This is a genomic window from Cohnella cellulosilytica, from assembly GCF_042431195.1.
GTDB lineage: Bacteria > Bacillota > Bacilli > Paenibacillales > Paenibacillaceae > Cohnella > Cohnella cellulosilytica.
Window position 1 is genome coordinate 36,731 of sequence record NZ_JBHMDN010000010.1, and the last position, 14,777, is coordinate 51,507.

Genomic DNA, 14,777 nt, shown 5'->3' on the forward strand with positions numbered 1-14,777 from the left:
TTTTTATAACAAGACAATATGGCTGGTAACATATTTATTTGGGCTAATGACTACACAAGTACTTGGGAGCAAACTCAAATGAATGAGGTTTGCCCCGGTCAAGGACAAACCTCATCATTTTACTCTTCAGCAATCGCCGTTTCTACAAACCAATGGATTTTCTGTGTAGCAATCAATTTTTTGTAGCCGGGCTGTATCTGATGATAGATATTAAGATCATATTCTCTAAGCTTTTGGATTATACTCGCAAACTTCTCATCCGTCCATGTGAATTCTAGAGAATGTTCTCCTACTGTCAATACTGTCCCATCATTACCTGTATTGTCATTTCCTATTGGCAGAGAAAGCTCTTTAGTAAATCCATTTTCATAAGAAGGATCCTTTATTTCAACAACAAATTTATCATTCTTTAAATCAGTTTTATATAACAGGTCCTGCAACAACTCATAATCAAACTTCAGTGTAACAATACCATTCTGATAATCCAACTTAGTATCAACTTTTTCGATTGAAAATGTGAAAGGCAATAGCTTTATGTCTCGAAGGCCAGGTTGCGTTGCAAACTCGATAGGCAAGTTAAATTTATAGGGTGATGTATACCCGACTAATACATCATTGGGTGTGTCATTTTGGTTAATAGTTGAAGATGACTTTTCAGTTACTGCCTTGCCAACAATTAGTTTAATATCCTCTATCTCTTCGCTTTTTGGTATAGACGACCACGCTGTCACAATTGCCGTACCTCCGGGAGATAGCTTCTCTGTTATATTTTTGAATTCCGCTGGATAGACAGTTCCATCTGGCTTCTCAAAATAGCCAGCAAGCTTTTGAATTTCTGATAGACGCTTCTCCTGATTTTCAACAGTAAGTTGTACAGCAAGAATATTGGCCGTGGCACCACTATATAACATTTTATTTAATACTTTCACTTCTGACCTGTATCCCACATCAGGGTTTTTGTATCCTACCGACCATAACACACTTGGAACCTCATCAAATACTCCTTTATTGGTAAACTCCACTAAGTCTATAACTTGACCTTCATCACTTCCGTTTGTTTCCTTTTGTTGCAAAGTGAGTTGAAGCTTTGATATGTCGAATGTATAAGGAACTTTACTCACCAATTGCATATTAACAACTGAATTACCTTTAATAGAAATAATTTTGTTATTATTGGCTACTGAAGCATTTTGCTTTATAGACTCGTTAAAAGTGAACTTTCCAGAGAATGTCGGTAGCGGTAGTGTTGACGAGCCTTTATTAGCTACAGTCACATTTGCAATAATTAGATCCTCATCTTCTATTGGCAATCTGTTTAATGAATCAAGTTTCACATAGTATGTACCTTGTGAATTATTAAAAGTATAATACTTTCCAAGTTCTTCTGCCATATCGATACTAGTTTTAGGTAGATCAAATACCCCTAATGGAAAAGAAACTTTGCCTTCTTCAATAGGATACATAACTACCAGTTGCCAACCTTCATTTTTGACGGCAATTGGGATTGAAGCATTAAGTGAAAATTCTTTCTCGGTGACCGGATTAAGAACAGTATCTTTTATACCACTAACTGTAACTGGATACATCAGATTATCTTTATTCATTATAAACAGTTGATAGTCGGGGAGATTTATCGCACGTTTACCATCATTCTTGATTATTAACTTAATTTCGGGCCGATAGAAGCTTTCACTCTGTCCCATAACCACTTGACTCACCCTGAAGGTCGCGCTGACTTCATTTGAGGTTAGCACTCTGCCATTGTTAGTTGGAGTAGCAGGGCTATAACGCTCAGGTACAGTTACCTGTCCCAATACCTTTGTATAGGAGGAAACTGAAAAGTCCCACTCAATAACCCGAATAATAAGATCGCTTGCTTTGACTTCATTTCCAGCATTAGAATAGAAGTCTATGTTGACAGTTGTTTTGGCTGGTATCTTTACTGCATCTTTATTTATAGTTTGTACATTTAGTTTCGTTCCCTTTTTTGTTGTAATAGTTAGCCAATAATCGAGAAAGTTGATTTGTGAATTACTATTATTTTCAATTGATAATGTCACGCCAATTATTTGTGCATTGCCTGATGGCAGCACCATTAAATTTTTAATATGTGCAATAACATTCTCCTTTAATTTTATCTTACCTAAAGATACAGCTTCCAAAGTTTTTGCTTCCGTTTTTGTATCTGCTGCATATGCAGGTGCTTTCATCCCAATAAAGACTAAACAAATTGAAAATAAAACTATCAGTACATTACCAAATTTTTTCATCATACTTTCCTCCTGCACATTGTTTATCTATGTATTTAAACGTTGTACAGCCTAAGGAAGTTGCGGTTATACAAAAGTTTAAGCACCCTTGTATTGACTAATAGAGATATTCCCGATGTTGGGGAGGCTTTGTAGGACACGAGCCGCGAGGCAAGTGAAAATAAATCCTTTTAGATCACGGGTATAACGGATATCGTGGCGGAATGGGGGGCAAGACGCGGTAAGAGATAACGTTGTGTACGACTTCAAGAGACACGGTGTCAGGCGTATGCCCGGAAACGGGAAAGAGCGGGAGATTTACAACGGAGATTTTAAAAAGTAACCGCAATACGATCAAAAAGCTATGTGCTCCACGAAGCTGATGAGGACCATGTGTGCTCATGCAACAAAATGCCCAGTAGCACAAACACTCACGGCCACTGTCAGGGGTCCTCGAATCGATACACCGATCGACCCGATCCCCCTAAGCCATCGACCAAAAAAACATCGCAGATAGCCCTAATAAAGAAGAAGAAGACAAGGTTAAACCTTGTCTTCTTCTTCTCAGTAGGTGTCAACTATTATGCAGTTGTAACAGCAATGCTTGCTACAACTTCACCATCAGCAGATACCACATTCAGAGTAAAGCCTGCAGTGTTGTTGTAGACAATTGTATTGGTAGCAAAGTCGATATATGCCCCTGCTGGATTAGTATCGTTCGACACAATATCCGTGATCGAGAAGCTGATACCAATAACCTTGGAGTAATTGCTAAGCAACTCTGTTCCACCAGTGTACTTGTTACCATATTGGTCTTTTACAAACAGACCAGCATCGTCAAGAAGGTCTGCAAGTGCATAGTTGTTAGTAATTGCAACTTCATCAGTCGTGTCAGGTACAATTTCCTTAACAACAATTGCATCATTCTTAACCGTACCGCTTACCAACAGAGTTCTTGTAACTCCATCTACACCGTATACGGATGCCGTAACGCTTGCGGTGCCAGTTTTTCCACCAAGGACGTCAATACCATCTACAGAAAGAACGCCCGGATTGGAAGAAGAAACGTACTTGATCAGGTTAGTAGGTACAGCAACCTTGTTACCGGCGCCATCTTTGACAGTCAGAGAAATAGTTCTCTTCAAGGCATCATTGATAGACGGCTTAATAGCGCTACCGACGAACAAGTCATATCCTGCCGGAGCATCTTGCGTTGCATACAATGTGTTCAGCGCATCAAGCGAATAAACCAATTGAGTTTTAGGATCAATCGTTTCGAGCGATGCATAGTTTGTAGCGATAGTGTTATCAGTGGTTGTAGCTGTCGTTGTAGCGATCAGTCGAGCTTCAAAGCGAGCAGTACCACGATCAGCTGCAAAAGTATTGAATGTGTAAGTCGTGTTGAATGCAGCAAGGTTATCAACCGTTCCAACCGGAGTCCAAGCACCTGCCGAAGAATGAGCATACGTAGCAGGGCCAGTTACAGTCGTGTTCAACGTGTTGCTTCCCAGCTTGCTGTTAGTCAGACGTACTTCGACTTTATACGTCTTACCATTAGCGTTTGCCGAATTCGGAGCAGTGATAGTATCTCCGTATTGGTCTTTAACAGTAAGTTTGAAGCTCGATGGAGCGCCAAGTACTGCCTTGGTTGCATCAACATCAGTCAATGCGATCGAATCTGGAACACGAGGAGCTTCGATCTTGAAAGATTTGCTATCGTAGCTGCTAGTGTTAATCGTTGCGATAGAAGCCGTTACGAATACATAACCGTTTGGCGTGTTAGGAACATCAGTAATTTTAATTTTACCTTTGTTCTTGCCTGTACGAACAATCTTACCGTCCGAAGTAGCACCGCCAATAGTGATGTTAATTCTAGCTGCATTATCAACGATCTCTTGGTTTGTCAAAGCATTGCCATCAGCGTCATAAACATTCAGAGATACATACTTGCTAACGCCCGTATCGCCTGCAGCGAGCAAATCAGCATCGCCTACTTTAACCGACATCGCCAGTTTAGAAGGACCGACTTTGATTGTCTTAGTTTGGGAAGAACCGCCAGCATGCACAGTCAGCGTGTAATCAGCAGCCTTCTCAATCTTTTTCGTTGCATCGTTTGTTGCGTTGATCGACACCTTAACTTTGTAAGAATCGTCGGCAGTATCAGTTTTGTCAATATTCAAAGCGTCCGTATAAGGAGTAACGAATGCATTGAGATTAACTTCAACTTGTTGTTCAGGAGTGATCGGGTTGCCATATTGGTCATAGATGTTCAGACCAACCGTAGCAACTTCACCTGGTTGAGACAACAACTCACCTTTGTTGGAGTATACCGGATCGGAAAGCTCCAATTTAGTTGCGAATGGTTGAGTACCCAGTTTGAACGTTTTATTTGCAGTCACACGGTTGTTGTCATAGGATACATAAACCGGAATCAAGCTAACGCCTGGAATCAAGCTGTTTGTGTTATCAACCTTTGTGTTCAGTGTAACAATCAGGTAACCCTCAGCATCTTTTCTGATAGTTGGCGAGAGGTTAATCGCGCTAACATTGTAAGAAGATGCATTGAAGGAAGCAAGTTTGCCATATTGGTTGTCAGCTCTCAGCTTCACTTTTGCTTTTTCAGAAGAGGCAATCTCTTCGCTAGCAGTTACGAAGGAGATCGACTTAACGGTCTCATTCTCACCAGTGAAATCTGCGCTAGCAACATCAACATCAGCAGCATCCAGACCACTCAAAGTAGCCGTGTAAGAACCGTCGCCGATTCTGCCGCTACCCGTAAGAGTCAAAGTAGCAGTCTTGCCATCTTCAGACCATTTCGTTTCAGTAGCTACAGCAGCAGCGCCCTTTTTCAAGGAAACTTTTGCTTTCTCAGTGTCAACCGCTTTGTTCAGAACAACTTCAACTTCGTTGTAGTTGCTTGCTTTAGCGGAAGATACGGATACTTTAGCCGGAACCGTAGGGTTCAGAGCCTCGTAAACCGAGTAGCCAACCAGGATCGTTTGACCGCGAGTAGCGTCGGCTTTGTAGTCAAGGCCTTCAGCGATCAAGCCAGCGTTCAGAGCAGCTTGGATGTAAGGAGCAGCCCATGCGGAAGCACCTTCAACTTCAGCAGCATCTTCGTCAATTTCTACGCCAGCAGCTTGAACAGCAACTTTGATCACTTGCTCGATTGTTACGTTGGAGCGAGGATCGAATTTGCCGCCGCCTACGCCATCAACCAAACCTGCTTTAGCAGCAGCTTCGATTGCGCCGTACCACCATTGCTTGGAGGTAACGTCAGAGAAAGTTGCCGTAGCAGGCTTCTCTTCGGCCAGACCAGCGATAGCAATAGCGATCGTAGCATACTCAGCGCGGTTCAGGTTGTTGTCCAGACGAGCATCGCCGTCAGGGTTACCTTTCAGAACGCCTTTATCAACAAGTGCTTGGTATTTCTGTGCAACCGTCAATTCGTTGTCGGCTGCGGATGCCAAGGATGCGAACAAGCCGAATACCAAGGCGAAGGAAAGCAGAATAGATAAACTTTTCTTCATAACCTTTTTTTCTCCTCCTCGAGAAAATATCTGTTGTGTTTGTGTGTGAAAATTATAGCTCGAATCTCTCATCGGCGTTTTCACCCCCTTCCTTGAGAAGAGCATTGTCTATAATTGATGTCTGACGGCATGTCTAGTAAGTAGATACATGTCGCAGAAACTTGAAAACTAGCGAATGAAATACCGAACAAGCAAAAATCTGGCAGGGTAAATTATGCCACTTTCCTCATTATACATGAGACGCTTGCCCAGCGTAAAGCATAAATTCGTAGAACACCACGCGAGTTTAGTTCCAGAGTCCCTCTTGTGCTGACCCACATCTTTAAACGCATGGAATCATGAAAAGTTGCGGCCGAACTCAAATTACTTGAAGATTTTTCGTCTTTGTCTGCGCGAATAAACCATTTCGTTATGTAAGCCTAATCGCTACTCTAGTATAGCTTGGACATTCCTTTAAATCATTGTCAAATCTTTTCCTATAAAACCAAGATAGAGAAAGACAGAAGGGAGAGCGCGAGGCTTTCCCTTCTGCTGGCTTATACGGTTAACTCAAGTTTTTAGGGAAGATGCTCGTGCTCTTCTGCAGGAGCGCCACCGCAATCTTGCCGGCCTCCGCGCGAGTCATATATCCCCGAGGGTTAAAGCTGTATACCGGCTTCTTTTCTCCAGGCAAGGTTGACGGAGAACCAGACATAATCTTGGCTTTGTTAACGGCGTCTATCGCCGGTCGAGCATAATATTGGATGAGCCCGGAGTCCACGAAAGACTTCGCAAGATTGGCTTCGAGCTTGGAATTGTTAACCGCCAGCTTCAGCTTCAAAGCCCTTGCGATCATGACCGCGGCCTCTTGACGGGATATCGGCATTCCCGGGCCGAAGAATCCTTCGTCCAGTCCCGTTACAATGCCGGCTCTGGCCGCCGTCTCGATATATTCGTAGCTCCACGTATCGGTTTTCGTTCCCGGTCCGACATCGAAGAAGGTTTGAGCTCCTTCGGCGTTGAGCGGCAGGCTCAGGCCTTTGACCAGCAAGGTTGCAAACTCGCCGCGATTGGTCGTATCGTTGGCGCCGAACTCGTCGGATCGGATATTATTCATGATGCCTTTCGCATACAGAGCATTCAGAATGTTGCGGGCCCAGGAATGGTTTGTAATATCCGTAAATCCTTTGCGCAGCTTCACGACGCGATAATAGCCAAAGTCGTCGAATGGGACCGTAATCGTATGCTGCTTCGCGTTGACTTCGCCGCCGATATTCTCCCAGTTGCCGCTATCCGTGTAACGGAATACGGATACGGTGTACGCCGCCTCGTCCACTACGTTTTCATCAAACTTCAACGTCAGGTTGCCCCGGTTGGACGGAACGACTTTGCGCTCCAGCGGATACTCCGTAAATCTCCCTTCGACAGAGTATGGCGCCAAGCCGCCTATAGCCGGTTTGTATCCGACTTCACCGCGATTGCCCAATTCGCCGACCCCGCCGCTGATCCAATAGGTCGGAGAAATCGGAGTGAAGTTGAACGTGTTGCTGTTGTTGCTGAACCGAACGACCAGATAGCTCGGAATAAAAATCGGACTCAAGCCTTGGAACGTTCTTTCATCGTTGTTGATGTTGATAATATTGCCGTAATCGTTTTTGCGCTCGACCACTCCGTCGGCTGGATCCGCAATGCCGAACAAAACATTCGTATCGTTGTATAGCTTCGTGATTCCCGTCGAATTTGGCTTGGCGGCTTTCAGTACTGTTCCTTTCGGGAACGAGAGCTGCAAACCCTTGTTGAAGACATCAAACTTCGTCGACATCTTCTGCATGTACTGCGTATCGACCTGAACCGTACTGGAGTAGTACACCTGAACCGTATAATTGAGCGTCGTATCCGCGCGTTTGATCTGAATTTTGATCGGAGTCACCTTGTCCGGCTTCAACCCGACAAAATCGTAAACAAAACGGTTGGTCAAATCCTCGCGTTTAACCGCATTTGCCTTCTCGATAATTACTTCGGTCGCGCCTTCCGCCTCGATATCGAAATGAACAAAGTTCTTGTTGACGATAATTTGTTCGCCCACGGTCGGTCTTGGAGAGAGAATCCGGAACGGCGACAATTCGCGTGTAACCTCTAGAACTTGGGTGGAACGCGCTCCCGTCTCGTTGATCAGCTCGAGCGTATACACATGAGAACCCGGCGCCTCGAAAACCATGTCCCTGAGCCGGAGAATGAAGTCCTTCTCCTCGCCCGCGAAGTCGAATTTGAAGGCCCCCGGATTACCTGTCTCCAGATCCGGATAGTCCGCGTCTACCGTGCTCGTTCCCGCGGCGGTTACAGGGATATTATGCGTGAAAATCAGCTTGGATCCCCGCTTGATATTCAGGATCGACGCGCCGCTGCCCCGTAATACCAGATCATATTTCGTCTCGCTGGTTACATATTTGCCGTCCTGCAGCGCAAACTCTGGGGGAACCGTGAAAATATTCGCCAGTTCTTGTTCCAGATAGTCCTCCACCTTAGGATATTGGAAGGCTTCGCGTGTATTCGTGCTAAGATTCGGCGTAAAATTCTTGATCGTGGAGATGTTCTCGTCGATCAGATAAATTCGCATTTCCTTAATGATCTCTTGCGAAATTCCGGCATTCTGATTAACGGCCTTGATCAGAATCTTGTTTTCTCCGAACACGAGCGGTCCAGCCCCGCCTACACTCAAAGTGAGCGTAAAGTCCGGCAGCGTTCCTGTCGGAGTCACTACTGTACCATTCACGAAAAACTGCTCGGCCACGATGGATTGGAATCCCATGAATTTTCCGTTAACCGTAATGGTGTTGGTGTTTTTCGAGTTGAACGTATAGGTCTGTCCGTCATACAGGTTAGCCACGTAGATATAGCTTTTGGACGCGTAGGATACGTCCGCGATATAAGTCGACGCGGAGCCTGGATATTTGAACTGAACTTTCTGCTGGCCGACCGCGAAGTTCGTTACTTGATAAACAATTTGTGTCGGGGACAAGCCCGTCGGCTGCGGCGCTGTAGTAATTGTAGGCCCGGCTGTATTGAGAGGCAAATAGGTTGCCTCCAACAATCCCGATGGCGCACTGCCCGTTTCGACCAGGATGTAGAAAGAAGTATCCTCTACTTGAGCCCCGTTCAGCGGTTCCTTGTCCGCATCGTCGATATCGGTAATCGCGGCAGGATCATAATTCGGCAAGTACTGAATATTCTTGATGACCGTATCGTTCGGAACAAATCTGAACCGGCCTTCGAACGAAGTGCTGAACGACTTATATGTCACATTTAATCTGACGTTCTGGATCTGATTGTACGATGTTACCGCCGTATCGGTTTCGAATGCGAACGGAGCCGATGCCGGTGTCCTGAACGTCACCAATCGATACTGCGGCGTAAACCCGTCGCTCCCCGGAATGATGATCTCGGTTCCGATGATGTCCCCGGTCGGGATCGTGGCCGACGTACTGTTATTCAACGTGAACGTAGCGTTTCCGCCGAAAGCATCGGCATGATACGGCACGAGCATCGTAACTTCCAGAGTTCCTTCTTCTCCGGGAACGGTTGCCGGATTGCCGGTTATGGCCGTCGATACTTGAGGCGTTTCATTTAAGATTGGATATTTCGCGCTGCCGTGAACCAATTGCACATCGGTAAACGGGCTATTGGCATCGAAGAAAAACAACTCTCTCGTGATGTTCACCGTATTGGCGCCGTTCGTGATCGACAGTTTAATTATATTTAATCCCGATTTGAGCGTAAGCGCCGGAGTGAACAATGTCCCTTCCTCGTACACGTAAGACACGATAGGGTTGCCGCCATTCAGGCTGATAGACGCTTGCGTAGCGTTGCGCACGACGCCCTGAATGGTAATCATCTGTACCGGCACTACCGCTCTGGCTCCTTCGTTAAGGTTAAACGAAGTGGAGCCGCTGTTCACCTTAAGGCTTTCCACGTATGGAATTTGGTCATATAACACATAAAAAGTGTCGGAACGTTGAATCGTCCCCTGAGTTCCCGAAAACGTAATTCGGTTCATCCCGGGAAACAGCGTCAGGTTCGACGCTCGGAACTTATTGACGCTATTCGGCTCTTCTTGCACGGAGCCTGTCGTGAACCGGGTGCTGTCCGGGGTCCATGTATTATTCGACTGCAAATTCAGTTGCTCGATTTTGACACTCATCGATGCCGCCGCGACATAGGAGAACGTTCCTGTAATCGTCAGCGTTCCGTTCGTCGTCGTATAGGCGTTATCTCTGGTCAACTGATTGGTATTTGACGGTTCGTTGATGACTCGCAAAGCGGTTCCCCGAATCACCGTATTATCCGGTATAAAATACGTCGCCGGATCCGCCGCGCTAGCCTGCTTGATCAGCCCCGCCGGTACCAAAGTCACGGCGAGTACGAGCGCCAGTAGTGCCGATAATATTTTCCTCACGTATGCTCCTCCTTATGTATCGCTAGAACCGAAACGGCTCCGAATTAAAAAATAACTGATCTCCTCCGGATCTCCTCTTGTACAAATTGAAAATTGCGCCCCTCCCCCTCTGGCGGCATTCGCCTAAAACGGCACGTTCTTCCATTAGACGCCAGGCTTCCGCAAAAGTTCCGTATCTTTGTTATCGGGCAGCCCGGCGGAATATTTTAGACATGACGGCAAAAAAGACCCGACTGTATTCCCCTTGTTTTCAAGGAACATACAGTCGGGTCTTTATCGTTCAGGGAAGGCGCCTATTTCCGAGAATCCGTCTGAGGCTTCATCCGAAGCCGGGCCAGAAAGTCCAGGACCGGGCGGCGCGTCTTGTCGACGATGCCGATAAGCTCGGCGCCGATCTGGAGCAGAAATACGAGCGCGCAGATGACGATGAACGTGATCCAGTTGCCCAGTCCCGTGTTCGTGACCGCCGACTGGACAACCGCGCAAGTGCCGAAGAATGCCGCAATCGCGTAGATGATCAGCACCGTTTTGCGGTGGCTGAAGCCGAGCTGCTGCAGACAGTGATGCAGATGGCCTTTGTCCGCTTCGAAGATCGGTTTGCCCTTCTTCCAGCGGCGGACGATGGCGAAGAACGTATCGGACAGCGGTACGCCGATAATGAGCAGCGGCGTCACGAACGACACGACCGTAATCTGCTTAAATCCGAGCATCGACAGCGTCGCCAGCGCGAAGCCGAGGAACAGCGCCCCGGAGTCGCCCATGAAAATTTTCGCCGGGTGGAAGTTAAAGAACAGGAAGCCCCCGATGCTGCCAAGCAGCAGAGCCGCCAGCAAAATAACCGCCTCGTTGCTCATGATAATGCCCATCACGAGAATGGTGGCGATGGCGATCCCCGACACGCCGGCGGCCAGGCCGTCCAGCCCGTCGATCAGGTTGATCGCGTTCGTCACGCCGACGATCCACACGATCGTGATCGCGACGCTGACCCATTCGCCAAGAGGCTGCATCGCCGAGCCGAACGGAATGTTCAGCAGGTCGATCTTGACTCCGAAACCGAAGACGACGATGCAGGCCGCGCCGATCTGCACGAGCAGCTTCAGCTTGGCGTTCAAATCGTATTTATCGTCAAGCGCGCCCAGCAGCACGATCACGGTGCCGCCGACAAGCAGCGCGCTAATGAGGTTGCGGTCGTAAGCGCTCAAGTAGCCTTCCGGTACGAAAGGCATGATGCACAGCAAGCCAATGGTGAACGCCGCATAAATTCCGACGCCCCCCAGACGAGGCATCGTCCTCGTGTGGACCTTGCGGTGATTCGGCACGTCGATCGCGCCGACGCGGTAAGCGAGCTTCTTGACGAGCGGCGTCAGAACAAGCGCTAAAACCAATGCCGCAATGAATGAAATAAGTGCAATTCCTAGCATCCAACCGGACAACATTCACAACTCCCCTTTTTTCTGTACCGGAATGAATTATACTCCCGCTACAAGAAATTCAACAAGGTGTTCAAATCGTCGTTTTCAGCCGTTTTTCATGAATTAAACGATTTTCACGAGCTCTTTCATGACGGATTGCCCGCTTTCAGGACTTTATCTCCGTCTTTAATCACTTTAAGCGCGAAACGGGGCAATACCAGCATCCTCACGAACCGCGACGGCTCCTGCAGCAGGCGATACAACCATTCCATCCCCGCTTTGCGGAAAAGGACCGGCGCCCGCTTGAGCTTGCCCGACACCACGTCGAAGCTGCCCCCTACTCCCATCACCACAGGTACTCCCAGCCGAGCCTGATACTTCTCGATCCACGGCTCCTGATTCATCGTGGACCGGGCGACGAACAGCATGTCCGGATTCGCCTCGCGAATCGCGGCCACGACCTCTTCATCCTCGCTATCCTTAAAATAACCGTCTCTGCAGCCGACAAAACGAACCTTGGGAAACTGAGCGCTCAATTTCTCCTTGGCCGCTTCGATGACCTCCGAAGTCGCGCCGAGCAGATAGACGCTCCAGCCCCGAACGTTCCCTTCCTTCAGCAGCTCGTGCATCAGGTCGAAGCCCGCCACCCGTTCCTTCACCGGCTGATTCAGTCGGCGCGCCGCCCAGACCACGCCGGAGCCGTCGGGAACGACGAGATCCGCGGTGGCGAGCGCGCGATGGAAGATCGGATTCTCCAGCCCGACCATCAGCATGATCGGATTGCCGGTAATGACCCGGTGCGGCGTTCTTTCCTCGATCGCCTTCGTCAAATAATCGACTGTTTCCTGCATATCCATCTTCGAAAACGGTACACCATACAAGGAAACCGTAGGAAACGGCTTCGTCATCGCATCCACTGAAAGGTCAACTCCAACTTATCGGACATTTCGTCTCATCTACCGGGATTCCCCTGAATCGACGTTAGCCTACATATTAAATACGTATGAACGACATAATTTGTTGCGAAGGTTTGGCAGCTTCTTCCTTAAGCCTGCGAATCGTGTCCTGCTTCTCGCCCAGCCATTGGCCGGGGTCGCGCAAAATTTCCGCCGCTCTCGCCGCCGCAGCCTCGGCGTCGAGCGCTTCGGTCGACCCGATCGCCTGCTCGCCGAGACGCTGCAGGAACTGGTCGATCTTCGGATCGTACGAGATGCCGAGCAGCGGCACCTCCCGATTCGCCGCATAGATCAGCGAATGCAGCCGCATCCCGATGAGCAGCGCGCATCGGCCCACCTCCCGCAACATCCGCTGCGGGTCGTCGTGCGCCGGGGCCAACTCGAGCTCCCGCTCGGAGAATGCCCCCGCGCGCGCCAGCCGTTCCATCACGTAGCGTGACGCATCCTCGTCCGCGCCGCGATGGAACGGCAGGAAGCGCAGCCGCGCCCGCACGCCCCGCGCGGCCAGCGCTTCAAGCGCCGCAGCCGCGCGGTCCAGGTCCGCGCGGTCGCTGCGCCAAAACCTCACGGACACGCCCACCACAGGCAGCGTGTCCCCTCCATCGGCGCCGCCCTCATCGTCGGCGCCATTCCCTCCCGGCGGCAAACCCATCACCGGGTCGGGCACAACCTCCACGCGGGACGCGGACACGCCATAGCCGCGCAGCAGCGCCGCCGACTCCTCGTCCCGCACCGACACGTACCGCGCGCGCTTGAACGCTCGCGCGATCAGCGGCTTGAACATCGCCCGATTCACGGGCCCGATGCCCTGCGCATACACAAACGTCGGCTTCCCGCACCAGCGGGCCAGCTCCATAATCCCTAAATAATACGGAATGGAGCCCAAGCCCGTTGCATCCTGCAGCAAACTGCCCCCGCCGCTGATCAGCCCGTCGCTCGCCTTCAGCGCCCTCCGGACCTCCGCCAGCTTCATGCGCGGCACCGCCTCGACGCCGTACTGCCGGGCCGTCCATTCCGGATCTCCCGACAGCACGATCGGCTCAACCTTCGCTCCCGCAGCGTCCGCCGCCTCTTCCAGCGCGGCCAGGATGCTTTTCAGCACCGCTTCGTCCCCGCTGTTCTTAAAACCGTAATACCCCGACAGCACGAGACGATAAGTCCGTTTCCCGGCATCTGCTCCGGTTTCCCGTCCTTTCTCTCCCTGAACTGCGCGCGTTTCTTCATTCGCTTGCCCTTTTCCTTCCCGCTGTCCGATTATCCTCCGCTCCCGTCGTTGCCTTATCTCTATAGATAGTTGTAGGATGCTCCAATCCGCCCTGTCCTACATCACATCGTTCCGTTTTAATCCGCCGCGCACAGCTGCCCAAACTTTCCCTACAACTAATAGTAACGTTACACCATACCGGCGGTCCATTTCCATAAAAATATTTTCATTTTCTCTTTCGCCTAAATAAAGGAGCCCGATTAGATCCGGACTCCTCTTTTCGTGCTTTCGATATGTTGTTGTGTCATCTGTACTGACTCGTTTATTGCTGAAGTTCCATAACGTTCAATCATGCGTTTACGACCTTCCCTCATGACCGAAGCAATCTGGTCTTGAGATAGGCTGGACGGCTGAACAATCAGCCCTTGAACGGCAGAAACATTGCGGATGATCCGGGCATACCCTCGAGGCTTACGCATATGATCATCTCCTTCTAATACAAGTATAACCTAATCAACCGGGATGTAACAGGGGTGTCAATCGCATAAATGCCAAGATTCAACGGGTATGCATAATATTTGCGTTCGTAATGTTCCCGTAACCCCGTCTTTGGAATCAACCCAATAAAACCGTCATTATAGCGGTCAATTCCCCAATAAGCGGCAAACGCAATCATAACGTCGCAAAGATTCACATAACGTCTTTGATGATTTGGCATTCGCCGACTATGCGGAGCAATTTCAAGCGAATCAATGAAGACGCCATCTCTGTAAGTAATAGAGATAATACCCAGTATATCGGCGTAACCAACTCGTTGCAGCTTGTAAACATGCATATGAGCCTTATCTTTGTGAGCCATATAGTTGGCCCACTTAAACCATCCTCTGCCAAGCTTTTTGGCTTCAGATTGCGTAAGCACGGAAAATTCGCCACGAAACTCATTCTTGAGAGAATCTATTAGTCTCCATGACAATACGCTCGCCTCCAAGAGATA

At 48.8% G+C, this 14,777-nt stretch carries 8 protein-coding genes; all 8 read right to left on the reverse strand.

The genetic code is table 11. The annotated features are described in order from the left end of the window. Positions 1-119: 119 nt before the first annotated feature. Positions 120-2,270: a hypothetical protein gene (locus tag ACFFT4_RS06305; protein ID WP_378046009.1), complete on the reverse strand. Its 2,151-nt coding sequence runs from the start codon at positions 2,268-2,270 to the stop codon at positions 120-122. Between the two features lie 560 nt (positions 2,271-2,830). After that, positions 2,831-5,851, reverse strand: coding sequence for an S-layer homology domain-containing protein (locus tag ACFFT4_RS06310; RefSeq protein WP_378046011.1), 3,021 nt, complete (start codon positions 5,849-5,851; stop codon positions 2,831-2,833). A gap of 472 nt (positions 5,852-6,323) precedes the next feature. Next, a complete protein-coding gene (locus ACFFT4_RS06315; RefSeq protein WP_378046012.1) occupies positions 6,324-10,211 on the reverse strand; it encodes an S-layer homology domain-containing protein in 3,888 nt (1,295 codons plus the stop codon). 293 nt (positions 10,212-10,504) lie between these two features. Further along, positions 10,505-11,632, reverse strand: a complete 1,128-nt coding sequence (locus tag ACFFT4_RS06320; RefSeq protein WP_378046432.1) for a glycosyltransferase family 4 protein — start codon at positions 11,630-11,632, stop codon at positions 10,505-10,507. Between the two features lie 137 nt (positions 11,633-11,769). After that, a complete protein-coding gene (locus ACFFT4_RS06325; RefSeq protein WP_378046434.1) occupies positions 11,770-12,531 on the reverse strand; it encodes a WecB/TagA/CpsF family glycosyltransferase in 762 nt (253 codons plus the stop codon). Between the two features lie 85 nt (positions 12,532-12,616). Beyond that, positions 12,617-13,681 carry a polysaccharide pyruvyl transferase CsaB gene (gene csaB / locus ACFFT4_RS06330; protein WP_378046014.1) on the reverse strand — a complete coding sequence of 355 codons (1,065 nt, stop codon included), beginning with the start codon at positions 13,679-13,681 and terminating at the stop codon, positions 12,617-12,619. Positions 13,682-14,043: 362 nt separating this feature from the next. Next, positions 14,044-14,262, reverse strand: coding sequence for a hypothetical protein (locus tag ACFFT4_RS06335; RefSeq protein ID WP_378046016.1), 219 nt, complete (start codon positions 14,260-14,262; stop codon positions 14,044-14,046). Between the two features lie 14 nt (positions 14,263-14,276). After that, positions 14,277-14,756, reverse strand: coding sequence for a hypothetical protein (locus ACFFT4_RS06340; RefSeq protein WP_378046018.1), 480 nt, complete (start codon positions 14,754-14,756; stop codon positions 14,277-14,279). Positions 14,757-14,777: the final 21 nt, after the last annotated feature.